The organism is Bacillus sp. ILBB4, from assembly GCF_035064545.1.
In the GTDB taxonomy this organism is placed as follows: Bacteria; Bacillota; Bacilli; order Bacillales; family Bacillaceae_H; genus Priestia.
Window position 1 is genome coordinate 44,048 of sequence record NZ_JAIQVD010000008.1, and the last position, 23,769, is coordinate 67,816.

Genomic DNA, 23,769 nt, shown 5'->3' on the forward strand with positions numbered 1-23,769 from the left:
CACCTCGCATCGCCATAATAAGAAAACGCTTACAACTTTTTTATATATTCAACAGATTCCGACATTTCCCTGCTGAAAATAAAAAAAGATCACTAAAAAGTGACCTTTTTATTTCCTAAACAATTCATCTAAAATCTTGAGTTTCTCTTGGGTGTAGTGCTCGAATCCATCGTTGTACGATTTTGGGTCTTTTGGATTCGCAAACCTTGTAATAATGCCTGTTTCTGGATGCACGAACTTACTGGATGCCCCGCATCCCAGACCAATAATCGTCTGCTTTTCTTCCATGATCATAATATTGTACAGGCTCTCTTGACCAGGGAATGAATATCCAACGTTCTCTAAATTACCTAAAATATTTTTTTGGCGATATAAATAATAAGGTTCATACCCTTGTTCTTGAGTCCACTCAGTCGCTAAATCCATCATTTTACCAATTTCATAGCGATCTGCCACTTTGTATTTCCGTTTATTTTGAGTCATTTCAGACGCGCGTTTAAACGATAGCGTATGAACAGTTAAAGATTCAGGAAGCAATTTTTTAGATTCGTCTAGCGTATGCTGAAATTCTTCTACACCTTCATTTGGAAGACCAATAATTAAATCCATGTTAATGTTATTCATCCCCATTTTTCGAGAAAGATGAAATTTATCAATAGTTTCTTCAACCGTATGATGACGTCCAATAGCTTTTAAGGTTTCTTGAATATAAGACTGCGGATTTACACTAATCCGGTCAATATTCCATTTGTTCAAAACAGCTAGCTTTTCTTCCGTAATCGTATCCGGTCTTCCTGCTTCTACCGTAATTTCACGGATATTTTGTACATCCGGGAACGATTCATACATCTCTTCATACAGCATATCCATTTCTTCAGCGGTAATGCTCGTTGGTGTGCCTCCGCCATAATAGACGGTTGTAATCTTGACGTTATTGTCTTTTAGCCATTTTCCTACTTCACGCATCTCATAATGCAAGCCGCCTAAAAATGACGTAACGGATCCTTGACGTCCGTTAATCGCATAGGCTGGGAATGTACAGTATGCACACTTCGTCGGACAAAACGGAATGCCTATATAAATGCTTACCTCGTTCTTTAACTCATGTAAATCGGGAATAGCTGCTAGTTGACGATCCACAATATGCTGCATTAAATTAATTTTGTCATCGGTGATTAAATATTCTTCCTTTAGCTCACGATGCGCTTGTTCTTTACTTTTGCCTGACTGCAGTTTCATATGAAGCAGCTTCGTCGGACGTATACCAGTTAAAATACCCCATTTTTGAACAATGCTTGTATACTCCTGTAGTACAGATAAGTAGACGCGAAGCACCACATTTTTTATTTGCTTAAATTTTTCTTTTTCTGTTTCATACGGCGTAAACGATTTAGCAAGCTCTTCTGTAAACACCTTGTCCGTTTCAGCGTCATGCAGCACTGCTTTCGCATAAATTTCTTCATGAACTTTTAGCTCTACTTCGACCTTCAGCTGAGCTTCGTTATCATCCTCAAAGGAGACGTTGCTTTCTTCAAAAAACAAATCTGAAATTCGGTGAAGCGGACGTAAAAAACGCTCATCTTCTATACCTTTTATATAAATGTTCAATATAATCACCTTTCAAATCAATTCTATCTAAGTAATCAGTTTACAAAACCTACGTATGTCCGGTCAAGGTGCTCAGTTCAAGGGAATGCGCAGACAGGAAACAAACGGAAAAAGAGATTGAGCCATAACTACATTAATTCAATCTAAAGACGAACAAATGAGACACATGAGCTGAACCGCTTGTTACACTTTGTTGATTTCCGTGCAAGGTTTTGCTTTCCGCGAGCGGCCGATGAGCCTTCTCGTCGCTTGCGCTTTTCCCGCAGAAGCCTTCGCCTTGCCCTCCAATCAACAGCTAGAAGCACCTACATATATGAAACCTACGTTCACCCTACCAATAAAAAAACCCGAACGAATTGGATTCTCTATCAAGAATCTCGATTCATCGTTCGGATCTTCCTTCGGCTAAACTTCTTTTGTCATAGCCACTTTTTTCCTTTATTTATTTTAAACGAAAGCTGTCAATTTGATGAAGATAACCAAGGCGCTGCTGCTTTCTAAATAATTCTTTCACCATATAGGCTACACCATTTTCATTATTAGAACGAGTAACCCAATCCGCAAGCATTTTTAATTCTGTTGGTGAATTGCCCATGGCCACACCCATTCCTGCATGTTCAATCGTTTCTAAATCATCATAGCAATTTCCAATTGCTACTACGTCTTCCATTGGTATCCCTAGACGATTTGCTACATAACGAACGCCGGCAGCTTTTGTGGCTCCTTTTGGCGTAATATAACATCTATTTTCATTTGGATACGAAAACCATTCAATATCAGGAACTGCACTAGCAATTGTTTGCTCGGCGTATTCTTTTTCTCTACGATCTGCAAAATACACTTCTATTTTTGGCGTAGAAACAGGTTCATCACGAAGCGTATCTCCTAATGAATCTACGAACTGCACGGGATAAAAGAGCGGTTCTCCCGTTTTTAACACGCTTTTAGCTACAATATTATTGGGAAGCTTTACACGATTTCCAATTGAAAACCTTTCATGTAAAATGCGGACATGACAATTAAAATTTTCAAAAAGCTGAATGAGATTAAATGTTTTTTCCTCGCTAATTCTCTTATCTAGTATCGGTTTGTCTATCGATGTTCCGATAAAGGCACCGCTATGAGTAATTAGCATTGCTGGATGAACTTTAAGTGACCGAGCAATTTTTTTAGCAGACGGAAAATGCCTGTTTGTTACTAACGTAACGTAAACCCCTTTATTTTTCACGAATTGAATTGCGTCTTTCGTTTCTTTTGTAACGCGCCCTTGGCTATTTAAAATGGTTCCATCAATATTCAACGCTAGCAATCGATAAGCCATATGAGAACCCCTTCTTTCATAGATGTCTAATCCGTTAGGATACGGTTATAAATGACCTTTTCATGATAGTCGGCATGTGTAGCCTTGTTACTAAGCTTATGAGCAGAACTGCACAATTAGAAGGAATTTCCGCATAAAAAAAGAGGAAAAGATTTCTCTTTTCCTCTATCCTCTATCTCTTATTCAGCCGCACCGTAAAGTTCTTCAAGTGGCTTCATGATAATTTTGTTTAATTCACCAATTACCATGCTCATACGTTGCTCAGCTTCCATTAGCTTCGCGATATGTTGATCTTGTTGAACGATTGCAACTGTTTGTTGAGCTTGCTGAACTTCTTCTTCAGTGATTTCTTGGCCCATCATTTGCTTTTGTTGCAGCTCCATTTGCATTGTACGGAAACGCTCAAATAATTGTTTTGAACCTTGATCAGCGTTTACTGCTGCATATAAGTTTTTTAGGTTTGTGTAATCGTCGCTTTGACGAATTGCTTTTTCTAAATCATTTGCTACATCATGTAAGTTTACAGACACGTTAAGTTCCTCCTAATTAAGTTCTATAATTTCTTGACTTCCCTAACTATAACAAATTATTATATAAAATTCAGCTTAAGACCTTTATTTTCTCAGAAAACGATAAATTCTCTTCACAGATTGGGCTAATTCCTCATAGTATATATCAGCATTCGCCTACTAAAGGAAAGAAAAAGAGGATTCGTTTATGAATACTTTTACCATTTCTCTAAAACCACTAGAGAACCATATGAGCAGCGACATTTACATTAGTTCTGCTCTGTTCTCCCGTGTGAAGTGCAAGCACGAGTTTACGTTAACAGTAGGCTCCATCACGAAAGAAGTCAAAGCCACCGTTTTTCAGCATCGAGAATGCTGTTTCATGATGTCAGAAGCTCTATTTACAGACTTTCGCTTTCCGTATGAAACGCATCAGCTGAGAGGCATTTATGAAGAGAACACGTTTAGGTTGGGACCCGTAATTAGCATCGTAACAGAAGTTCGAGAAGATGAAGAACTCTTTGGCTCCATTTCTGTATTTTGTAAGGAATTTGTTCAAGCTTGCAAGGAGTTAGGGTGTTTTTGCTATGTGAGCAAATTAAGCGACGTGAAGTCATTATCCCCTAAAGGATATGTTTATCACGCTGATCGATGGGTTTATTCAGAAGTTCCCTTTCCTGGAATCGTACACAATCGGATTCATGCCAGGAAAACGGAGCAAACCGCTGATTTTCAAACCTTTAAAACATTTTTAAAAGAACATGACGTTCCTTTCTTTAACGCACGCTACTTAAATAAATGGACGGTTTTTCAACAGCTTAAAGACGTCGTACACTTGCTTCCATATTTGCCAAAAACGTATCAGCTTCGTTCACGTCAAGATCTTCTTGACGCTTTGGAACTTCATGACGATGTTTTTTTGAAGCCTGTTCATGGTAGCCAAGGAAAAAACATTTTTAAAATTTCCAAAAAAGAGAAATATATTTTAGACTATACAACGTTTACGCAGACGTATGAAAAAGAATATGAATCTCTTTATGACTTATTTGAAACGCTTTATAGTCAATTAAAAAGGCAAGGATTCCTCATCCAAGAAGGAATTTCACTGCAGACATACAAACAGTGCCCTTTTGATTTTCGCATTCTCTGTCATAAAAAAGACGACTTGACGTGGAAAATCACGTCCATTGTCACACGTGTATCAAAACCCGGCAATTTCGTCTCAAATCTTGCCCGTGGAGGAGATATTCATCCTCCTCAGCAAGTGTTAACTCAGCTCTATGATTCAAAAACTACGCGCCATATCCTTTCACTTTTAAAAGAGATTGCCATTGAAATTTGCACGCAGCTTTCTCATCCGTCTGAACTTTATGCAGAATTCGGTATTGATTTAGCGATTGACCAAGAAGGAAAGCCTTGGATTATTGAAGTAAATGTTAAACCTTCCAAACAATCCGATTCAAGCGCTCTCTCCGTCCGTCCATCAACAAAAGCACTGCTTGATTATTGTCTGCATGCAACGAATTTTCAATTTCCCAAGGAGGATTTACGATGATTTCATTAGGCTTTTTAACGATTCACCCACAGCAAGAAGTGGAGTACGTGACCGAAATTGCTAAACATGCTTCTGAGTTTTCGATTGAAATATACCGTTTTACTCCTTTTAACATTCATCCTAACACCGAAAATATTGAAGGCTTCCGCTACGATTTACAACAAAAGAAATGGATAGAAGATTCCTTCTTACTTCCTTCGTTTATTTACGATCGCTGCTTTTATCGAAAAGACTCTCTGTCTAAAAAGGCTCGCCCTATTGTAAACTGGCTTAAACAGCGGGAAGATGTTACATTTTTAGGCCATGGATTACCCAATAAGCTAGATGTCTATGAAGTAATTAAAAAAGATAGCTATTTATCTTCATATATTCCTCCTACCACTCCAATCGAAAGTGTAGAGCAACTTGTTCAGCTGCTTCGAACAAACGATAGCCTAATGATTAAACCTGCCAACGGCTCACAAGGTAAAGGAATTGTGAAATTAAGACAGCGCGGACGTGAAATTGAAGCTTCTTATCAACAAAATGACATTGTAAACACCATTCTATTTTCCTCTTTTCAGGAGTTTAAGAACTGGTTTACGAAAACGACCCGTGATGTACTGTATATTGCTCAGCCCCATATTTCATTTTTCCCTTATGAACGCACTCCTTTTGATATAAGACTGCTATTACAAAAAGGAAACGATGGTGCTTGGAAAGAAATTGGAAGAGGAATTAGACAAGGTGAACGGGACTCCATCGTAACAAATGTAAGTTCAGGAGCATCTATTGTACCCTTTGAGAACTTGCTGCCTCGCATCCCTCGCGTTCATCGTCAATATGTAATGGATGAAATCAACACCATTTGTAAAACGATTCCGTCCGTACTGGAAAATCACTTTCCTTCTCTTTTTGAATTAGGTATTGATTTATGTATCTCGAGAGACTTCAGCATCTGGATTCTAGATTTAAATTCGAAACCGGGAAGAAAAATAGTAATGGAGACAGCACCTGAACAAAAAGAAGTCATGTATAAAAATGTCCTGTCTTACTGCGTCTATTTAGCTAACACACTATCGTATCGTAAGGAGTAATGCTATGAAAAAAACTCTCACTCGCCTTGTTATAGTAGAGCAGCTAGGCTGCGATCTTTCTGTTCCTGCATCTCTTTACAAAGACTCCTTGAAACAAGCAGCTTTTGGAACAATGACAGCTCCATGCCTTATACAATCTTCAGAACGTGAAGAAATTCAGATTTCAGCTGAGCTAATGACAAAACTTCAAATTCCTTTCGCCCATATGATGCAACCTATTATTGTGAATGAGACCATTCACTTAGGACCTTTAATCGGTGTGTTATCCGCTGGTTTTACTGGTTCTCTGCTGCGGCCAATTGGAAAGCGTTCCCTTCACTTAGCTAAACTTCTTTCTACTGCAAGTATAACAGGGGGACTGCCTTTTATTTTTGGAACTCATCATATCAACTGGGAAACCGGGACCATAAACGGCTATTTTTATGAAGAAAGCGGCTGGACACAGCATAAAATCCCGCTTCCTAACGTTGTATATAATCGTTTGCCAAATCGAAAAACAGAGGGGTTAGCTCCTTTTAAGTTCATTAAAGAAAAGATGATGACTGATTACGGCATTCCATTTTTTAATCCTGATTTTTTCAACAAGTGGGAAATTCATGAGCTTTTAAAACTGAACGAGCAGACAGCCTATTTGTTACCTTACACGGTTGAAAGTCCTTCGTGTGAGCAAATAAAAAAACTTCTGCTTCTTCATCAAACCGTTTATTTAAAACCGAAAAACGGAAGCTTAGGCCGGGGCATTTATACCCTATCTTTTAAGGATTCCCTGTACACGCTGACTTATAAAGGAGAAAAAGGTCTTCATGTTCGAGAAAAAGAAACCTTAGAGGATCTATTATCAGAATTTGAATATTTACTTACTAATCCTTCCTACATTGCTCAGCAAGGTATTTCATTAATCAAAAAAGAAAAGCGCTGTGTAGACTTTCGCGTGCATACGAATAAAGACGGGAATAACCAATGGGTGCTTACTGCTTTAGCTGCTAAAGTAGCCGGTCCCAACAGCATCACTACGCATCTTGATTACGGCGGAGAAATTGAAGCTACAGCCAAAATATTCACCAACCCTTCTTACAAGAAAGAAATTGAAAATAAGCTAAAAGATGCCGCTATCTCAATTAGTCATGTGCTTGAACAGGAGTTGAACGGATTAATTGGAGAGCTTGGATTCGATTTTGGAGTGGATTATCAAGGAAATGTATGGCTGTTTGAAGCTAACTCTAAGCCCGGTCGCTCTATTTTTTCACACCCTGCCTTACGAAAAGCAGATCAACAAACTAGAAAACTTTCTCTAGAATATGCGATTTACTTATCTGGATACTATCTAAATACACCTGAAGGCATCAGCATATGATTACAATTTACTATCACAAAGAAAAGCAGCAGTGGTTTCATCATAACCCTTCAGCATCTTACACATGGGGAGTTCAAGAAATTGAACTTCCCTTTACTCAAAACATTTCTTCTACTCAAGCTTTTCTTCGTTTAAAAGGAGAAAAAGTCGGCCCTATTGTGGGAGTTTTAACGAACAAAGCGGTTTTGGAAAAACTGAATGTAAAACAGCGCCCTTTATTAGAACTCTTACATCATACCCTGCAAGAAAAAGGCGGGCTTCTTGCTTTATTCGCTGAAGAAACAATGTCTCATCACTTCTTTGAAGGGTATTGCTTTGACGGTGCAAAAAAGCAGTGGATCAAAACAACTTTACCGCTGCCAAACGTTATATATAATCGTTATCCAGGAAGAAAATCAGAAATCAAGAAGCTGACATCTTTACATCAAAAAATTAAAGGCAAGCACATCCCATTTTTTAATTCCGCTTTTTTTTCAAAATGGAAAGTATATCAATTATTTTCAAAGGATCCAATACTATCTTCTCACCTTCCTAAAACCTATCGTTTAACACCAGAAATTGATATTGCTAAGCTTCTGCAAAAACACTCTTCCCTTTACTTTAAGCCTATTAACAGCAGTAAAGGTGCTGGAATTTTTCGATTATCTTCCCATAAGCATACGATTATTTACCAAGATCATAAACGCAAAGAAGAATTTTCTTCTTTAAAAGCAATTGACCTTCCCAGGTCTGCTTATCTCATTCAAGAAGCGATTGAGACGCAACCATTCAAAGACAGGCGCTATGACTTACGTATTTTAGCGCATCACAAAGATAGCCGATATGTTATTAGTGGCGTCGGTATTCGACACAGTCCCTATCAATCCATTACAACACATACTTTAAACGGCGGAAGCATTTCACCTTTTCAAGATCTTGAAGATGAAGTAGATACTTCCTTTCTTTCGTCTTTTGTAAATACGTGCGGGCAAGTCCTTCAAAAGTCCTTCCCTCTAGTTGAAGAATTTTCTCTTGATATGGCAAAGTCAGCTCAAGGGCAGTATTATTTGTTTGAAGTGAATGCAAAACCGATGATTTTTGATGAAACAGATATTCAAACGCAAGGTGCTAAACACATATGCAACATATTTTACAAATTAACAAAATTTTTAGATTAAATGATTTTTCATCTCCTTTTCTCATGGTAAGCTTATAATAACTAATTGAGAAAGGAGATTTTCTTTATGGTTTCACACTTTCAGGTTAAACCACTGTATCAAAATAATCGAATGCCGGGCTGGCACATCTCGTTTTATATGAATCGGGTTTATTATGAGGCTGATTATTTAAAAGATGGACAAATTGTATGGAAAACTGCGCTTTCTAATCAAATAGATGAAACACAATTAATTGATTATATTCATGAGCTTATGCTTTTTCACGTTTATGAATAGTAAGCTTTCACCGAAGGGAACGAGCACAGATGAAACAGCTGCACACACTATTTGGGGATAAAATGATTAAGGCTAAAATCCCTTCTCAATTTGAACGTTACAAATGGTTTTCATATGATGAAGGCTTCGTTGGAATTGAACACACGGCTTTATCTCAAAAAGAGCAGGCGTTACTTTCTGCTTTTTTAACTCCTTATGATGAGAAAGTTTCTTTACTGACGCCAGAGCAATTGTATTGGTCAAACCTGTTATTTGAAGCACCTGAAAAAGTCATTCACTCTCATCATACGCACCATTCTTTTCGCTTCACCCAGTTTTTAATTAAACGTTTGTTTGAACAAAAAATAGAGTTTGAAAATGCGCTTCACGCCTTGTATTCTACCTCTGTTACTGTGCTGTGGATTGATAAACAATCAGGTATCGTTATCGAAACCTTTGATGATCCTAATGACTTAACTGAAAATTTATCAGATTCTATCGAGGTGCTATGTCATGATTTTGAAACTTCGATTCAGTTCTTTGAAGGACAAATTCACTTTTTTCCGTCTTCACCGCGATTAATTTTTGAGCGTGAAAAGAAATGGTTTTATCAAATTAAGCATACAGTCGAACAAAACCATGTTATCCATTTTACCGACGTTTTACCCCATTTGGTTCTGCAAGAGTCTTCAGAGGCAATCCAAAATCATATGATACATTTACTTGACTTAGTAAAAGATGATGGGGATCTTTTAGAAACGATTAAAGTTTATTTAGAATGTAATTTAAACGTATCTCTTGCTGCTAAGAAATTGTACATGCATCGCAACAGCTTGCAGTATAGAATTGAGAAGTTTATTGATCGCACACACCTTGATATCAAACACTTCACAGGAGCTGTGTCTGCTTACTTAGCCATTCTTGCTTTAAAAAATTCGCAAGATGGAAAATAAAATGAAAGGGTTTTCGTAAATAGTGCACGAAAACTCTTTCTTTTTTTTGTGCATGTTTCCCATTTACCATTTCATTAAAAAAAATTACACTAGAGTTAAGAAAACGGTTTCACAGAGTACATACAAGGGGGAAATGGAAATGGCTGAATTACGTTTAGAACATATTTATAAAATGTATGATAAAGATGTGACGGCGGTAAAAGATTTTAACCTTCACATTCAAGATAAAGAATTTATTGTATTTGTTGGGCCTTCCGGCTGCGGGAAATCGACAACGCTTCGTATGGTTGCAGGGCTAGAGGAAATTTCAAAAGGTGATTTTTATATTGACAGCAAGCGTGTAAATGACGTTGCTCCAAAAGATCGCGATATTGCAATGGTATTCCAAAACTACGCATTGTATCCGCATATGAGCGTATATGACAACATGGCTTTTGGCTTAAAACTTCGTAAATTACCAAAAGATGAAATCGACCGCCGCGTAAAAGATGCCGCTCGTATTTTAGGACTTGAGCAATACTTAGAGCGCAAACCAAAAGCATTATCCGGCGGACAGCGTCAGCGTGTAGCTCTAGGTCGTGCAATCGTTCGTGATGCTAAAGTCTTCTTAATGGACGAACCTTTATCAAACTTAGACGCGAAATTACGTGTGCAAATGCGCTCTGAAATTGCGAAGCTTCACCAGCGTTTGGGTACAACGACAATTTACGTAACGCATGACCAAACCGAAGCAATGACAATGGCTTCTCGTTTAGTTGTTATGAAAGATGGGATTATCCAGCAGGTTGGTACACCAAAAGAAGTATATGAAAAACCTGAAAATGTATTTGTAGGCGGGTTTATTGGTTCTCCTGCTATGAACTTCTTAACCGGAACGTTAAAAGACGGAAAGGTTCAAGTAGGCGATTCTCTTCTTGCAGTTCCGGAAGGTAAAATGAAAATACTTCGCGAGCAAGGATATTTAAACAAACAAATTATTTTAGGCATCCGTCCTGAAAATTTCCATGATGAGCCTGTCTTTATTGAATCTTCACCTGGCACAAAAGTTACAATCAAAGTCGATGTATCCGAGTTAATGGGAGCTGAAACCATGCTTTATTCTAAACTTGGCGGACAAGATTTTGTAGCACGCGTAGATTCAAGAACAGATATTAAACCGCTTCAGTCTCTAGACTTAGCATTAGATATGAACAAAGCGCATTTCTTTGATGCAGAATCTGAACAGCGCATCCGTGCTGAACAGGAATAAAAAAAGACCCCTAGGGGTCTTTTTTTATTCCTGTATTTGCTTCAATTCTTCACTGTGACAAGTAGAGCAGTAAAAGAGATGAATACATTGGTGATTTGCTAAATCACCAGGATACCCATTTTCTACTTTTAACTGATCGATTTCCATGTAAGCACTGTAATCATCAAAATAATCGCTGACTTTTCCCATATCTCCCAGCACTCCTCCACATGTTTTGCACGTCATTTGTACATCACTAAACCCATTACATAAGGAACAAATCGACATCCGCACACCTCGCTTTACCTGATCAATATGTACCTATAATATGCACGGAATAAAACTCTCTTACTCTTTATCAAACTCCACACAAAATTTCTATAAGTTACCAATAAATTTCTATGTATATGTTTTTTTCCCTTTCGCCATAATACTAGTAACAACCGAGCACAACAGCTCGCAAACATTGAGTTACGCCGCGGTAGGCAAGCAGATCTAATCGATGCATCTGCTCGGCTGGTTCAACTCCAGCTAACTCAACCATTACAATCTATTTTATCTAACGAGGAGATGAATACACATGGCAAATTATCAAAACGCATCAAACAGAAATTCATCAAACAAGTTAGTAGCGCCTGGTGCTCAAGCTGCTATCGATCAAATGAAGTTCGAAATCGCTAGTGAGTTTGGTGTAAACTTAGGACCAGAAGCAACAGCTCGTGCGAACGGATCTGTTGGTGGCGAAATCACAAAACGTTTAGTACAATTAGCTGAGCAAAACCTAGGCGGCAAGTACTAATATTAACTAATTTCATATTATGGCTTTAGCGCTCCAAGATTTCTTGGAGCGCTTTCTAGTTTCTTTTAATCAGCTTCCTCATTCTTATTCGCAAATGATTTTACGGAAACTTTGCGAATACGTCGATTTTCTACTTCCTTAATGGTAAACAATATCTCTTCATATGAGAAAAAGTCTCCTTTAGCAGGAATATGATCAAACTGCTCATATATCCATCCCCCTAAGGTATGGCACGTACTGTCAGGAGAACTAACCGCTATATAGGTTAAAAATTCATCAATAGGGATGTCGGCGTTAAATTCGTACTCCTTTTCTCCTATCCGGTGTACATACTTAACAGCTTCATCATGTTCATCCCAAATCTCTCCTACAATTTCTTCTAATATATCCTCTAAGGTCACAAGACCGGCCGTTCCCCCAAACTCATCAACTACAATTGCCATGTGAACCTTACTTTTTTGGAGCTCTGGCAATAGAACAGATATTTTCATGGATTCTACTACAAAAATAGGTTGTCTCAACAAATCACGAATAGAAATCTTTTTTCTTTGGACTAAACAGGTTAAAAATTCTCTTTCTGATAAAATGCCAATAATATTATCAATATGATCTTCATATACAGGCACTCTCGAATATCTCTCTTCAAGAAACATTTGACAAACCGAATCAATATCGGCATTTACGTCAACTGCTGTGACATCTATTCTAGGTTTTAAAATTTGCCCCACCACAATGTCATTAAAATTGAGTGAACGATGAACTAGCTCTTTTTCAATATTATTAATCGTTCCTTCTTCTTCGCTTAAATCTACCATCACTTTAATTTCATCTTCTGTAATCGTTGGTGTAGGAGCAGACGCTAACAAGTGAGAAGTTCCTTTTTTCACCTGTAAAAATAAGAAGGAAATCGGGGTTAACAATTTAATAATAATAAATAACAAGGAAGAAATCATCAGCGCAAAAGATTCGGCATGCTCTTTAGCTAACGATTTTGGCAAGACTTCACCAAAAATCAAAATGATGATGGTCATAACGATGATACTAATCACAAGTGCCAGGTTTCCTTTAAACATATCGAGGGCAATTTTAGCTGCCAAAGAGGACGCAGCAATGTTTACGACAATATTTCCTACTAAAATTGTCGATAGCGTCTGCTCAAAGTGTTCAGCAATATGCAGCGCTTTTTTACTTCCCCGATATTTTTTCTCAGCGTAATGTTTTAAACGAATTTTATTTACGCTTGAAAAGGCTGTCTCAGCAGATGAAAAGAAAGCTGATAACATAAGCAAAACGACTAATATCATCATTTGATTCAGAGGCAAGTCTCCCAAAAGACATTCACTCTCCTATTTTTTTGATTTTTCTGTCTTTTTATCATATCAAATTTTTTTGTTGTTGAATATTTCATTCATTAACTTTGTATTACTTTATGCTACGCATGCTTTTTATTATGAATAAGTATACAGATTGTATATCCTAAAGAATAGATACTATCTTTTATAGAGGGGTGTAGCCAATGAAAATTTTACTATTAGGCTCTACAGGGCGAGTTGGAAAGTCTTTATTAAAAATGATGCTAAAAGATGAAAACGACGTTACTGTACTTGTTAGAGACCGCACTAAGCTACAGGTTAGTCATCCAAACCTACATATCTTACAAGGCGATGTACTTCATCAAGAAAATATCAACTTTGCTCTCAAGCACCAAGATATCGTAGTCAGCACGTTAAATACAGATGGTGCAGAGACGATTTCAAAAAGTATGCCGCTTATTATAAACAGCATGAAGTATTACGGCGTTCATCGTATTCTTACTATTGGAACTGCAGGCATCTTACAATCACGAACAGAACCAGAAAAATATCGTTTTCAATCAAATGAATCAAAGCGTAAAACGACCAGAGCAGCAGAAGATCATTTAAAAGGATACTTACACTTGAAGGAAAGTGATCTAAACTGGACGGTTATATGCCCAACATACTTGCCTGAGGGTGAAATAACAGGCACGTATCGAGTGGAAAAAGATATTTTACCAGCTGATGCCGTTAAAATTTCAACGGGAGATACCGCTCACTTTACCTACCATGAGATATGGGCTCAAAAATTTCCAAAATGCCGCGTTGGAATTGCTTATTGAAAAATCAGGAGAACTTTTCGTTTTCAAAACGAGAAGTTCTACATCCAAAAAATTCCAATTATAGCTAATCCACCTAGAACAAAACCTCCTATTTGACCAACGAGAGCCGGTGTCAAAACAGGCTTTCCTTTTTCTTTCTCTAATGTGCTAATATCAAGCTTCATCTGATACATTTCTTCTTTTAAATCTTCAATCTGGCTGTGCAACGCTTGAATCTGACGTTCTTGGTCACTCATCCACTATCTTCCCTTCCCTTTTTTATTTTTATCATATGCGTAAAAAAGTTAAAGCTTTACTTTTCAGCATCACTTTTTCTAAATGATAAAAACTCCTTTCCCCGGCTTTAGGATAAAAAACTCTTTCCTTCTCATAATAAAAAAGAATAGGGTCCTTAGTCACTGTTGAAAGGAGAACACGATGATAAAACTTGTATTGATTCGGCACGGACAAAGCGTGTGGAATCTGGAAAATAAATTTACAGGCTGGACGGATGTAGATCTTTCTAAAAATGGATTGCAAGAAGCGCGAGAAGCTGGAAAAGTGCTAAAGAAAAACGAATATACTTTTGATATTGCCTATACTTCTGTTTTAAAACGATCCATTCGCACTCTATGGATTGTCTTACATCAAATGGACTTCATGTGGATTCCTATATACAAATCTTGGAGGTTGAATGAACGGCACTACGGAGCTCTTCAAGGTTTAAACAAAGAAGAAACCGCAAAAAAATTTGGAGAAGAGCAAGTACATTCGTGGAGAAGGTCGATGAACGAACGCCCTCCTGCTTTAAAGACAACAGATATTCGCTATGAAGCTTCCAACCCTAAGTATAAGGAATTAGCTAAGGGACAATTTCCTGTAACGGAAAACTTAGCCGATACAGAAAAGCGGGTTCTAGAATATTGGAACGAAACTATTGCTCCTTCTATTAAAGCTGGCAAAAAGGTTATTATTTCCGCTCACGGTAATACGATTAGAGCTCTGATGCAGTATTTGGATAACATTTCGCCTGATGGCATTGCGAACTTGAATATTCCCACAAGCGTGCCGCTTGTTTATGAGCTTGATGATAATTTAAAGCCCCTTAGACATTATTATTTAGGCATCGATGGAGAGATTCCTACACATATTCCTTCTTCATAAAAAACGTGCCTAGATTGTAGGCACGTTTTTTTTATATGTTTGAACGAAAGTATTTTCTATACGCCCAGTGATTAGTAGGACCGTGTCCGGAACCAATTTCAAGCGTATGCTTAATCGCATAGTGAACAAAATCCGAAGCGGTTTGAACTGCTTCAACCACGCTTTTACCTTTCGCTAATTCAGCCGTGACGCAAGCAGCAAACGTGCATCCCGTTCCGTGTGTATGCTTTGTATTCATCTTTTCATGCGTGATTTCAACGTACTTATGACCATCATACACTATATCAATCATATCTTGATGAGATTGATCATGTCCGCCTTTAATTACCACGTGCTTTACACCTAGCTCATGCATCTGTTTTGCCGCTTCTTTTCGGTCTTCAATCGTGTGAATTTCTTTACCCGTGATGACTTCCGCCTCCGGTATGTTCGGCGTAATGACTTCACAAAGAGGCAATAATTCTTTTAGAGCCTGTACAGCTTCTCTTTGAAGAAGAGACTGACCGCCTTTTGCAATCATAACGGGATCAACTACAACATTTTGCAGTCCGTACTGTTTGATTTTACGAGCCACTGCGTAAATAATATCAGCACTGAACAACATACCTGTCTTCACTGCATTAGGAAATAAGTCAGTGGCAATTGAATCTAACTGCGTTTCAACTGCTTCTACTGCTAAAGGATAAACTCCTTGAACGCCAACTGTATTTTGTGCAGTCACAGCTGTAATAACAGACATGCCAAAAACGTCACGCTCTTGAAATGTTTTTAAATCTGCTTGAATGCCTGCTCCTCCACCGCTGTCTGATCCAGCAATGGTTAATGCTTTTGGTACTGTCATGCTTGAAACCTCCATCTCTTTCTTACCCAATATACCGATGATAAAGTGACTTTGCCTCTACTATATCGTTTGTTCCATGGACAAAGACGCGCCCATCTTGAAACATCACTAAACGGTAATCATCTACATAAAAAGAAAGCAGATACGGATTTTGTTCAATTTTATATCCTTTTTCTTTTAATCGTTCACCTAAAGACTGCAGCGGCTGCTTGGCTGATTTGCCCGGACGGATTTGTACCGTGTTTCTTCCGCATAGCACAGCTGTTTTCGTTTGATTTTCATATTGTAAAAAGGGATACGTTTGTTCACTGCCGCATGAGCGGCAAGCAGATTTGCGAAACACGTTCACATTGATGCTCGTATACTCATTTTTCCATACGTCAAACGAAACAAGTTCCCTCCTGAGTGCATTCCAGTCTCCGACTAATATTTTTAACACTTCTGTTACTTGATGAGCGACTACCATTTGGACAGCAGGACTAATAATCCCCACTGTATCACATGTTAACCCTCCAAGCGGTACAGATTCAAGTAAACAGGATAAACACGGTGTTTCACTTGGTATGATAGTATAACTAATTCCATAACTTCCTACACATGCTCCGTAAATCCAAGGAATATCATATTTTTGTGATAAATCATTCATTACAAGGCGTGTGTCAAAATTATCGGTTGCATCAATCATAACATCTACCCCCTCAACAAGCTGTTCTAAAACTTGAGGGGTACCGTCTGCTACGTGCGCTTCTACTTTTACATCATGATTAATATCGTGAAGCCGTTTTTTAGCGGCAATTGCCTTTGGAATTCTTTTATCAGCATCTTTTTCACTATACAATTGCTGCCGCTGAAGGTTGCTCCACTCTACATAGTCCCGGTCAATGAGCGTTATTTTCTTTACCCCCGCTCGCGCAAGGGCCTCGGCGTTCCCTGTTCCAAGAGCGCCTGCTCCTACAATCAGAACATGCTTTTCTTGAATTTGCTGCTGTCCGCCTTTTCCAATAGGTTGAAACAATTCTTGGCGGGAATAACGATTAATCAACCGATACTCATCCCTTCTGTTGGACTGCTTGCCGTTGCATATTGTTTCTTTTCAATACGTCCTGCTTCAAATGCTGCTCGTCCTGCTTCAATCGCTAGCTTCATAGCACGAGCCATTTTCACAGGATCTTTTGCTCCTGAAACAGCTGTATTTAATAACACACCATCTGCTCCTAGCTCCATAGCTTGAGCTGCGTCTGAAGCCGTTCCAATACCTGCATCTACAATTACTGGAACAGTTGATTGTTCAATGATAAAACGCATGTTCAACGGATTAATAATACCTTGACCTGAACCGATAGGCGAAGCTCCTGGCATAATGGCATGTACGCCTAACTCCTCTAAACGACGCGCAAGTAAAACATCATCTGATGTGTAAGGTAAAACGGTAAAGCCCTCTTTTAACAGTTCTTCACTGGCTTTTAATGTTTCAACTGGATCAGGAAGCAGCGTTTTATCACATCCAATTACTTCTACTTTCACCATGTCACAAAGTCCAGAAGCCTTTGCTAATTTAGCAATACGTACGGCCTCTTCTGCATTTTTTGCTCCAGCAGTGTTAGGCAAAAGAGTGAAACGCTTCACATCAAGCGCTTCTAATAAATTAGGCTGATTTTGATCAAAAATATCCATTCGTCTCACAGCAAATGTTAAAATTTCTGTTTCTGACTCTTCTACCGCTTGACGCTGAGTCGTAAAGTCCGGAAATTTCCCTGTTCCTAATAGTAAACGTGAATTAAATGTATATTGTCCAATTTTTAACATACTCTTCATCCTCCTCCGACAAATGAAACAACTTCTAATATATCGCCATCTTTTAAGCATGCATCGCTATGTTCTTCTTTTTGCAAAATGTTCTTGTTTAGCTCAACAATTACCACTCGTTCATGCAGGTTCTGAGCCTGCAACAAGTGCTCGACCGTTTCAATTTCATCTCCAAAAGTAACAGTCTTACCATTAATGATTAGATTCAATGAACTCCCTCCATTACTCTTGTTAGGTGAAATGATGTAAAAAATGAATGATTCGGCTTTTTCCCTAACAAAGCATCAGCCATAATTTTTCCAGTTGCAGCACTTAATAAAATACCGTTTCGGTAGTGGCCAAACGCCATGTGTAGATTCGCTATTTCAGGATGCTCTCCTAAATAAGGCCAGCCATCATTTGTTTGCGGACGAAGACCAGCCCATGCTTTTTCAAATGTGGCTTCTTTAATAGCCGGCAGAAGCGCAGAAGCTTTATTCAGCAAAAATTGAATACCTTGTGCAGAAACCGTCTTGGTAAAATCATGCTGTAGCTTAGTTGCCCCGATTACGATTCTTCCACCAGTCTTAGGCACTAAGTAAAAACCTTCATCTAAAAAAATCGTTTTAGAAAGCAGCGGCTTATGACTTTGAAGAGCAATACACTCCCCTTTTACGGGAAACACCTGACCTACATGTTCAGAAGAAATAAAGCGTTTAGCCCATGAGCCTGCTGCAATAACTACTTTTTCTCCATAAAAAGAGCCTTTGGACGTCTGTACACCTTTTACTGTTTCATTTTCCATAATAAGAGAATGAACGTCACAGTATTCGAATACATCAGCTCCGTGATACAAGGCTCCATGAGCAAGAGCTTGCGTTAACTTAGCCGGAGCTAGCTGGCCGTCTCCCGGTATTGTAATGGCTCCGTATATGTCTGGAGAGAGCCCGGGTTCTAACAAACGCGCTTCTTTTACATCGATCCATCTTACATGTTCATCCCACCGGTGGTGCTGAGCGGCTTTTTTCTTTAATACGTGTGCATCTTCTTCTGTTACAGCGACTTTTAATAAGCCTTTTTGAATGAGCTCTACATCGATGGCCGTTTTTTCTTTTAGTTCCTTCACCAGTTCAGGAAACATGCTTCTGCTCTTAATAGCAAGGTCTAAAAGAGGACCTTCTTCATCAATTTCAGCTTGAGCACCTAAAATACCAGCGGCTGCACTTGAAGCTTCACAACCAATTTGATTGCGTTCAAGAATAGCTACTGACGCTCCTTGTTTTGACAAATGATAAGCGATAGAAGAGCTGATTATACCTCCTCCGATTAACAGTACATCATAATGCTGCTTCATTTTCTCCACCTCCAGATGTCCATATATGAGAATATTGTTTAATCGCTTTGAGGGGATCTTGCGCAAGCATGACACCAGACATCACAGCTATACCGTGTGCTCCTGTTTGAAGCACCTCTTTGGCATTTACAGGTGTAATTCCTCCAATGGCAATAACCGGTATCTGCACAGCGTCTACTACTTCTTTTAGTGCTGCTATCCCTCGACTTTTTAATCCTTTTTTTGAATGTGTTGAATAAATATGTCCGTATAGAATGTAGTGAGCACCCTCTTTTTCAGCTTCTAAAGCCTCTTCCACAGAGTGAACTGATTTTCCGACAATAAGAGAAGGAAATGCGTCTATAACAACCGAAACGTCTAAACTATGATAGGCAAGCTGTACGCCTTTTGCTTTTAAAGCATGCGCTACATCAACTCGGTCATTCAAAATAATTTTAGAGCGACAAAATGGCAGGCTTTCTAGTAAACATTGAATCTGCTTTGCCGTTTTCTCTTTTTCTCTAATATGAACGGCGCCCGCAAAAGGCGCGATAGCCGTTAAAATTTTTTGAAGCTCTTCTATTGGCTGCTTATCTGTTGTAATGACATGAAATTTAGGAATATCCACATGATCGAAACCTTTCTATTCAGAATAAAGAGAAATTTCAATCACCTCATCTTGTATAGAGGGTTTTATTACATACAAAAAAACCACTCTACAACGTAGAGTGGTTAGCATGCATCGTTATGTAAACATGATCACCACTTCCCTACGCTGGTCCAAACCAGATCAGGTTCAAAGGGTCCGAAATACATTCGTCTCAGCTTCAAAAAGCTCCCCTAGTGATTGCTATTTATTGATTTTGTTTTCGCACTTAAAATTATAACACAACTAGATGTAAATACAATATCTCTTTATGCTCTTACGGCTCTCTTCCTTTTATAGATGTATCTTTTAAGCTTCTTTAGTAAGTAAGAGGCCCGGCGCACCCGCATCATTCTGCTTTTTATATGGTTAGTAATCGGTATAGTCGTCAAATTCTTCTTTGTCTTTTTCCTTTTTCCGATCCCATATAAACAGCAGGAGTAACATAATAAAAGTTAGAATATAAAAACCGTAAAAAATAAATGCCGCGACAACATTTATAAATAAAAATAAAAAACCGATGATCTGACCTGCAACAGCTACAATCAACAAAATGTATTTCCAAACTTCTGCTTTTCTATCCATTCTCTACTTCTCCGTCTTTTTGTTTTTCCCTACTAGAAACGTTCTCTTTACTTAAATAAAAACGTTCCTGCCAGTAAACCGACTGTAAATAAACCAACTGTTCCAAATGCTGAAATCCCCACATACGCCAACATTTTCCGATAAGATTTTTCTCGAATTAACTGTACGGTTTCCACACTGAACGTTGAAAAAGTGGTAAAGGCACCAAAAAACCCAATGCCAATCATTAAAAATATTGAATCATCATAAGCATGACTCGGAACCTTTCCATAATAACTACCGTAAAAAAGACCAAGGCCAAACGCACCGAGCAAGTTTACAAACAGCATCGATACTGGAAAAGGAGGGTTTGAAACTATTTTTGTAACTTTTAAACCCAAAAGATAACGGCATATCCCTCCAGCTGCCCCGCCAAGTGCCAAGCTCACTATGCTCATTTACTTCACCTCATGTACTTTCACTAAATTTCCCCCTGCCGCTTCACCGCATAGATAGCCTGCTAAAGCAAGAAGGATTCCACCTACTAAAGAGACAATTACATAAATGGCTCCCAAAAATAAATGGTGCTGAGTGAGAGAAATGACGTCTCCTGCAAACGTTGAATACGTTGTAAAACCGCCGCACACGCCAACTCCTAGTCCAAGCTTTATCCATTCTTTTGGCTTTTTCCACACAAAAAATCCTGTTAATAGGCCTAGTATGAAGCTTCCTAATAGGTTTTCAATTACCGTTCCTATTGGATAGCCCGTGTATAATAAGGAAAGATTCAGCAAATAACGTACATATGTACCAGCGATAGCACCAAAGGCAATTGAGGTTAAGTTTATGGCTTTCATCATATCGCTCCGTTTCATAAATTCTTCTTTAAGTGTACCATAAGGAATTTATTTCTACCTTAACATTTAACTATATGTTTATTGCACCAAAAGTCATGAAAAAATGAAAGAGAAAATCGTCGCATGAAACTTCCTTTTTGCTCCTCAAATATCCCTTAAAAATCCACTTAATCCAAATTTTAAAATCTTTCTGTATCCTTATGACAAACCGTGTATAGAAGGTATATTTCCCTTATTTTAAGTTACATTAATCGTATAAGTTTTTTTTGTTGACTTTTGCTGTGTTCTTGTTTAGTATCACAGAGTATCATTTCCTATCAGAATACTAGGGGGTTTAGAAAATGAAGAAATTTGCTGCACTTTTGTCGCTACTATTAGCTTTCACAGTTGTGCTTGCCGCATGCGGTTCTAGCTCAAAAAATGAAGCAAACAATGGAGACAATAAATCTTCACAAGGGGATTTATATAATAAAGTGAAAAAAGATGGTGTATTAACAATTGGAACTGAAGGTACATACCCTCCGTTCACTTTTCATGATGACAAACAAAAGCTAACTGGGTTTGATGTAGAGTTGGCTCAAGAAGTAGCTAAACGTCTTGGCGTAAAAGCTGAGTTCAAAGAAACACAGTGGGATGGCATGTTTGCCGGATTAGATGCTAAACGCTTTGACATGATTGCTAATGAAGTGGGTATTCGTGAAGATCGTCAAAAGAAATACGATTTCTCTGACCCATACATCCAGTCAGGCGCTGTATTAATTGTTCGTAAAGACGAAAAAGATATCAAATCATTTAAAGATTTAAAAGGAAAAAAATCAGCGCAGTCATTAACAAGTAACTATAAAGACATGGCTCAATCTTATGGTGCAAACATTACGAGTGCTGAAGGTTTTGCTCAAGCAGTAGAACTAATGAGCGCAAAGCGTGTTGATGCTACAATCAACGATAAATTATCGTTCCTTGACTATAAGAAAAAGCACCCTAACGCACCTATCAAAATCGCGGATGAAAAATCCGATGGTGCTGCAAGCGGCTTTATGTTTAGAAAAGACAGCGGTAAGTTAGTGGATGAAGTAAACAAAGCATTGAAAGATATGAAAAAAGACGGAACATACGCAAAAATTTCTAAGAAATGGTTTGGCGAAGATGTTTCTCCTAAATAATATTTTTCCTGATGGAGAGCGATTGAATCAATTGATTTCAATCGCTCAATCATCTCTCCTACCAATGCTAAAGGGAGCTATTCAATATTCTATTCCACTAACATTAATCACGTTTGTACTCGGTATCATTTTAGCTGTCTTAACAGCCCTGGCTCGTTTATCATCTATAAAAGTTTTAAATATAATTGCGCGCATCTATGTATCGATTATTCGAGGTACACCGCTGCTTGTGCAATTATTTATTATTTTCTACGGCTTACCCAATTTAGATATAACAATTGATCCATTTATCTCTGCTATTATTGGATTTTCATTAAGTGTAGGTGCGTATGCATCTGAAATTATCCGAGCAGCGATTCAATCTATTCCTAAAGGACAGTGGGAAGCTGGTTACTCACTTGGTATGACCTATTCCCAAGCGTTAAGACGGATTATTTTACCGCAAGCAGCACGTGTATCGATTCCGCCATTATCTAACTCTTTTATTAGCCTTATTAAAGATACGTCACTTGCATCGCTCATTCTTGTTTCTGAGATGTTCCGTAAAGCTCAAGAAATTGCTTCGACTAACTATGAATTTTTACTTCTTTATAGTGAGGCAGCGCTCTTGTACTGGATTATGTGCACAATCTTATCCATTATCCAAGGACGCATTGAAATAAGACTAGATCGTTACGTATCTAAATAACCGTTTCGAGTAGCTAAAGGAGTTTTTCATATGATTAATATCAAAAATTTGCATAAATCATTCGGTGATTTGCAAGTATTAAAAGGAATTGATTTAAAAGTTGAACAGGGCAAGGTAATTGTATTGATTGGTCCTTCTGGATCGGGTAAAACTACTTTTTTACGTTGCTTAAATCTTTTAGAAATCCCAACAGACGGCACGATTGAACTTGATAAAAAAAGCATGAATTTCACCAAACCTGTTCGTAAAAAAGACATTACTTCATTTCGAAGCCTAACAGGTATGGTCTTTCAAAACTATAACTTGTTTCCTCATAAAAGTGCGCTTGAAAATGTTATGGAAGGTCCTGTAATTGTAAAAGGCGTTTCTACTCAAGAAGCAGAGAAAAGAGGGAAAGAATTATTAACACGAGTTGGCTTAGGAGACAAGCTTGACTTTTATCCTTTCCAACTATCAGGCGGACAACAACAGCGTGTTGGCATCGCCAGAGCAATGGCGATGGACCCAAAAGTTATGCTGTTTGATGAGCCTACTTCAGCTCTTGATCCTGAGCTTGTAGGAGACGTTCTTCAAGCGATGAAAGACTTGGCAAAAGAAGGAATGACGATGGTGGTGGTAACTCACGAAATGCGCTTTGCCCGTGAAGTAGCGGATGAAGTTATTTTTATGGATCAAGGTGTCATCATGGAAAGAGGTACACCGGATCAAATATTTTCAAATCCTCAACAAGAGCGGACACGTCAATTCTTGAATATGATTCATTAAAAAGGTTGCACACTTTCATGTGCAACCTTTTT

Annotated in this window: 29 protein-coding genes and 1 riboswitch; of the genes, 13 read left to right on the forward strand and 16 right to left on the reverse strand. The window is 38.2% G+C overall.

Annotated features, from left to right (window positions below):
• Window positions 1-108 precede the first annotated feature (108 nt).
• The 4 genes from LAV82_RS24915 to LAV82_RS24930 all read right to left on the reverse strand — a co-directional run bounded on the left by LAV82_RS24915 (window position 109) and on the right by LAV82_RS24930 (window position 3,459).
• Window positions 109-1,611, reverse strand: a complete 1,503-nt coding sequence (locus LAV82_RS24915; RefSeq protein ID WP_170943847.1) for a coproporphyrinogen III oxidase — start codon at window positions 1,609-1,611, stop codon at window positions 109-111.
• Between the two features lie 130 nt (window positions 1,612-1,741).
• Complete coding sequence (locus tag LAV82_RS24920; RefSeq protein WP_013055301.1) at window positions 1,742-1,900, reverse strand: hypothetical protein; 159 nt, start codon at window positions 1,898-1,900, stop codon at window positions 1,742-1,744.
• Window positions 1,901-2,050: 150 nt separating this feature from the next.
• Window positions 2,051-2,929, reverse strand: a complete 879-nt coding sequence (locus LAV82_RS24925; protein ID WP_013055300.1) for a Cof-type HAD-IIB family hydrolase — start codon at window positions 2,927-2,929, stop codon at window positions 2,051-2,053.
• Between the two features lie 179 nt (window positions 2,930-3,108).
• Complete coding sequence (locus tag LAV82_RS24930; protein WP_211078909.1) at window positions 3,109-3,459, reverse strand: YlbF/YmcA family competence regulator; 351 nt, start codon at window positions 3,457-3,459, stop codon at window positions 3,109-3,111.
• Between the two features lie 187 nt (window positions 3,460-3,646).
• Here LAV82_RS24930 and LAV82_RS24935 point away from each other — a divergent pair, with 187 nt between their 5' ends.
• From LAV82_RS24935 to LAV82_RS24965, 7 genes are all read left to right on the forward strand, one after another.
• Entirely contained in the window at window positions 3,647-4,993 is a 1,347-nt protein-coding gene (locus tag LAV82_RS24935; RefSeq protein WP_499717160.1) for a YheC/YheD family endospore coat-associated protein, read from the forward strand.
• On the forward strand, window positions 4,990-6,069 hold the full coding sequence (locus LAV82_RS24940) for a YheC/YheD family endospore coat-associated protein (protein ID WP_057274987.1): 1,080 nt from the start codon (window positions 4,990-4,992) through the stop codon (window positions 6,067-6,069). The genes LAV82_RS24935 and LAV82_RS24940 overlap by 4 nt, the downstream gene beginning before the upstream one ends.
• Before the next feature lie 4 nt (window positions 6,070-6,073).
• Window positions 6,074-7,423 (forward strand): YheC/YheD family endospore coat-associated protein, encoded by a 1,350-nt coding sequence (locus LAV82_RS24945; RefSeq protein WP_211078907.1) that lies wholly within the window; start codon window positions 6,074-6,076, stop codon window positions 7,421-7,423.
• Window positions 7,420-8,580, forward strand: a complete 1,161-nt coding sequence (locus LAV82_RS24950) for a YheC/YheD family endospore coat-associated protein (protein ID WP_197227509.1) — start codon at window positions 7,420-7,422, stop codon at window positions 8,578-8,580. Before LAV82_RS24945 ends, LAV82_RS24950 begins: the two co-directional genes overlap by 4 nt.
• Window positions 8,581-8,646: 66 nt before the next feature.
• A complete protein-coding gene (locus LAV82_RS24955; RefSeq protein WP_013055294.1) occupies window positions 8,647-8,856 on the forward strand; it encodes a YheE family protein in 210 nt (69 codons plus the stop codon).
• Window positions 8,857-8,885: 29 nt separating this feature from the next.
• Window positions 8,886-9,788 carry a PucR family transcriptional regulator gene (locus tag LAV82_RS24960; RefSeq protein WP_211078906.1) on the forward strand — a complete coding sequence of 301 codons (903 nt, stop codon included), beginning with the start codon at window positions 8,886-8,888 and terminating at the stop codon, window positions 9,786-9,788.
• Window positions 9,789-9,927: 139 nt separating this feature from the next.
• The gene (locus LAV82_RS24965; protein ID WP_499717161.1) at window positions 9,928-11,037 is read left to right on the forward strand and encodes an ABC transporter ATP-binding protein; all 1,110 of its coding nucleotides are present in this window, start codon (window positions 9,928-9,930) and stop codon (window positions 11,035-11,037) included.
• Window positions 11,038-11,061: 24 nt separating this feature from the next.
• On the opposite strand, the gene LAV82_RS24970 is transcribed toward LAV82_RS24965, so the two are convergent.
• Window positions 11,062-11,226, reverse strand: coding sequence for a hypothetical protein (locus LAV82_RS24970; RefSeq protein ID WP_307872032.1), 165 nt, complete (start codon window positions 11,224-11,226; stop codon window positions 11,062-11,064).
• A 370-nt stretch (window positions 11,227-11,596) separates the two neighbouring features.
• Between LAV82_RS24970 and LAV82_RS24975 the strand changes: the two genes are divergently transcribed.
• Complete coding sequence (locus tag LAV82_RS24975; protein ID WP_211078904.1) at window positions 11,597-11,815, forward strand: alpha/beta-type small acid-soluble spore protein; 219 nt, start codon at window positions 11,597-11,599, stop codon at window positions 11,813-11,815.
• A 65-nt stretch (window positions 11,816-11,880) separates the two neighbouring features.
• Here the strand turns inward: LAV82_RS24975 and LAV82_RS24980 are convergent, their stop codons facing one another.
• Complete coding sequence (locus LAV82_RS24980) at window positions 11,881-13,146, reverse strand: hemolysin family protein (protein ID WP_013055289.1); 1,266 nt, start codon at window positions 13,144-13,146, stop codon at window positions 11,881-11,883.
• A 185-nt stretch (window positions 13,147-13,331) separates the two neighbouring features.
• On the opposite strand from LAV82_RS24980, the gene LAV82_RS24985 reads away from it, so the two are divergent.
• Window positions 13,332-13,952, forward strand: coding sequence for an NAD(P)-dependent oxidoreductase (locus LAV82_RS24985; protein ID WP_211078903.1), 621 nt, complete (start codon window positions 13,332-13,334; stop codon window positions 13,950-13,952).
• A 38-nt stretch (window positions 13,953-13,990) separates the two neighbouring features.
• On the opposite strand, the gene LAV82_RS24990 is transcribed toward LAV82_RS24985, so the two are convergent.
• Window positions 13,991-14,188 carry a hypothetical protein gene (locus tag LAV82_RS24990; RefSeq protein ID WP_029320754.1) on the reverse strand — a complete coding sequence of 66 codons (198 nt, stop codon included), beginning with the start codon at window positions 14,186-14,188 and terminating at the stop codon, window positions 13,991-13,993.
• Window positions 14,189-14,369: 181 nt separating this feature from the next.
• On the opposite strand from LAV82_RS24990, the gene gpmA reads away from it, so the two are divergent.
• Window positions 14,370-15,095, forward strand: a complete 726-nt coding sequence (gpmA, locus tag LAV82_RS24995; protein WP_211078902.1) for a 2,3-diphosphoglycerate-dependent phosphoglycerate mutase — start codon at window positions 14,370-14,372, stop codon at window positions 15,093-15,095.
• 31 nt (window positions 15,096-15,126) lie between these two features.
• Here gpmA and thiD read toward each other — a convergent pair whose 3' ends face one another.
• The 9 genes from thiD to LAV82_RS25040 all read right to left on the reverse strand — a co-directional run bounded on the left by thiD (window position 15,127) and on the right by LAV82_RS25040 (window position 21,121).
• Entirely contained in the window at window positions 15,127-15,936 is an 810-nt protein-coding gene (gene thiD, locus LAV82_RS25000; protein ID WP_013055285.1) for a bifunctional hydroxymethylpyrimidine kinase/phosphomethylpyrimidine kinase, read from the reverse strand.
• Between the two features lie 22 nt (window positions 15,937-15,958).
• On the reverse strand, window positions 15,959-16,978 hold the full coding sequence (locus tag LAV82_RS25005) for a thiazole biosynthesis adenylyltransferase ThiF (protein WP_013055284.1): 1,020 nt from the start codon (window positions 16,976-16,978) through the stop codon (window positions 15,959-15,961).
• Window positions 16,975-17,751, reverse strand: a complete 777-nt coding sequence (locus tag LAV82_RS25010; RefSeq protein ID WP_282189805.1) for a thiazole synthase — start codon at window positions 17,749-17,751, stop codon at window positions 16,975-16,977. The genes LAV82_RS25005 and LAV82_RS25010 overlap by 4 nt, the downstream gene beginning before the upstream one ends.
• Window positions 17,748-17,951, reverse strand: coding sequence for a sulfur carrier protein ThiS (thiS, locus tag LAV82_RS25015; protein ID WP_013055282.1), 204 nt, complete (start codon window positions 17,949-17,951; stop codon window positions 17,748-17,750). The genes LAV82_RS25010 and thiS overlap by 4 nt, the downstream gene beginning before the upstream one ends.
• Window positions 17,948-19,075, reverse strand: a complete 1,128-nt coding sequence (gene thiO / locus LAV82_RS25020) for a glycine oxidase ThiO (protein WP_211078901.1) — start codon at window positions 19,073-19,075, stop codon at window positions 17,948-17,950. The genes thiS and thiO overlap by 4 nt, the downstream gene beginning before the upstream one ends.
• Entirely contained in the window at window positions 19,059-19,682 is a 624-nt protein-coding gene (locus LAV82_RS25025) for a thiamine phosphate synthase (protein WP_499717162.1), read from the reverse strand. Before LAV82_RS25025 ends, thiO begins: the two co-directional genes overlap by 17 nt.
• Window positions 19,683-19,804: 122 nt before the next feature.
• Window positions 19,805-19,906, reverse strand: a riboswitch (TPP riboswitch).
• Window positions 19,907-20,069: 163 nt separating this feature from the next.
• The gene (locus LAV82_RS25030) at window positions 20,070-20,285 is read right to left on the reverse strand and encodes a hypothetical protein (protein WP_013055279.1); all 216 of its coding nucleotides are present in this window, start codon (window positions 20,283-20,285) and stop codon (window positions 20,070-20,072) included.
• 47 nt (window positions 20,286-20,332) lie between these two features.
• Window positions 20,333-20,722: a fluoride efflux transporter CrcB gene (crcB, locus tag LAV82_RS25035; RefSeq protein WP_013055278.1), complete on the reverse strand. Its 390-nt coding sequence runs from the start codon at window positions 20,720-20,722 to the stop codon at window positions 20,333-20,335.
• On the reverse strand, window positions 20,723-21,121 hold the full coding sequence (locus tag LAV82_RS25040; RefSeq protein WP_211078900.1) for a fluoride efflux transporter FluC: 399 nt from the start codon (window positions 21,119-21,121) through the stop codon (window positions 20,723-20,725).
• Window positions 21,122-21,462: 341 nt separating this feature from the next.
• On the opposite strand from LAV82_RS25040, the gene LAV82_RS25045 reads away from it, so the two are divergent.
• The 3 genes from LAV82_RS25045 to LAV82_RS25055 are packed head-to-tail and all read left to right on the forward strand — an operon-like array spanning window position 21,463 to window position 23,737.
• Window positions 21,463-22,284, forward strand: a complete 822-nt coding sequence (locus tag LAV82_RS25045) for an amino acid ABC transporter substrate-binding protein (RefSeq protein WP_057240592.1) — start codon at window positions 21,463-21,465, stop codon at window positions 22,282-22,284.
• Entirely contained in the window at window positions 22,268-22,972 is a 705-nt protein-coding gene (locus tag LAV82_RS25050; RefSeq protein WP_013055275.1) for an amino acid ABC transporter permease, read from the forward strand. Before LAV82_RS25045 ends, LAV82_RS25050 begins: the two co-directional genes overlap by 17 nt.
• A 30-nt stretch (window positions 22,973-23,002) precedes the next feature.
• Entirely contained in the window at window positions 23,003-23,737 is a 735-nt protein-coding gene (locus LAV82_RS25055) for an amino acid ABC transporter ATP-binding protein (protein WP_013055274.1), read from the forward strand.
• Window positions 23,738-23,769 lie beyond the last annotated feature (32 nt).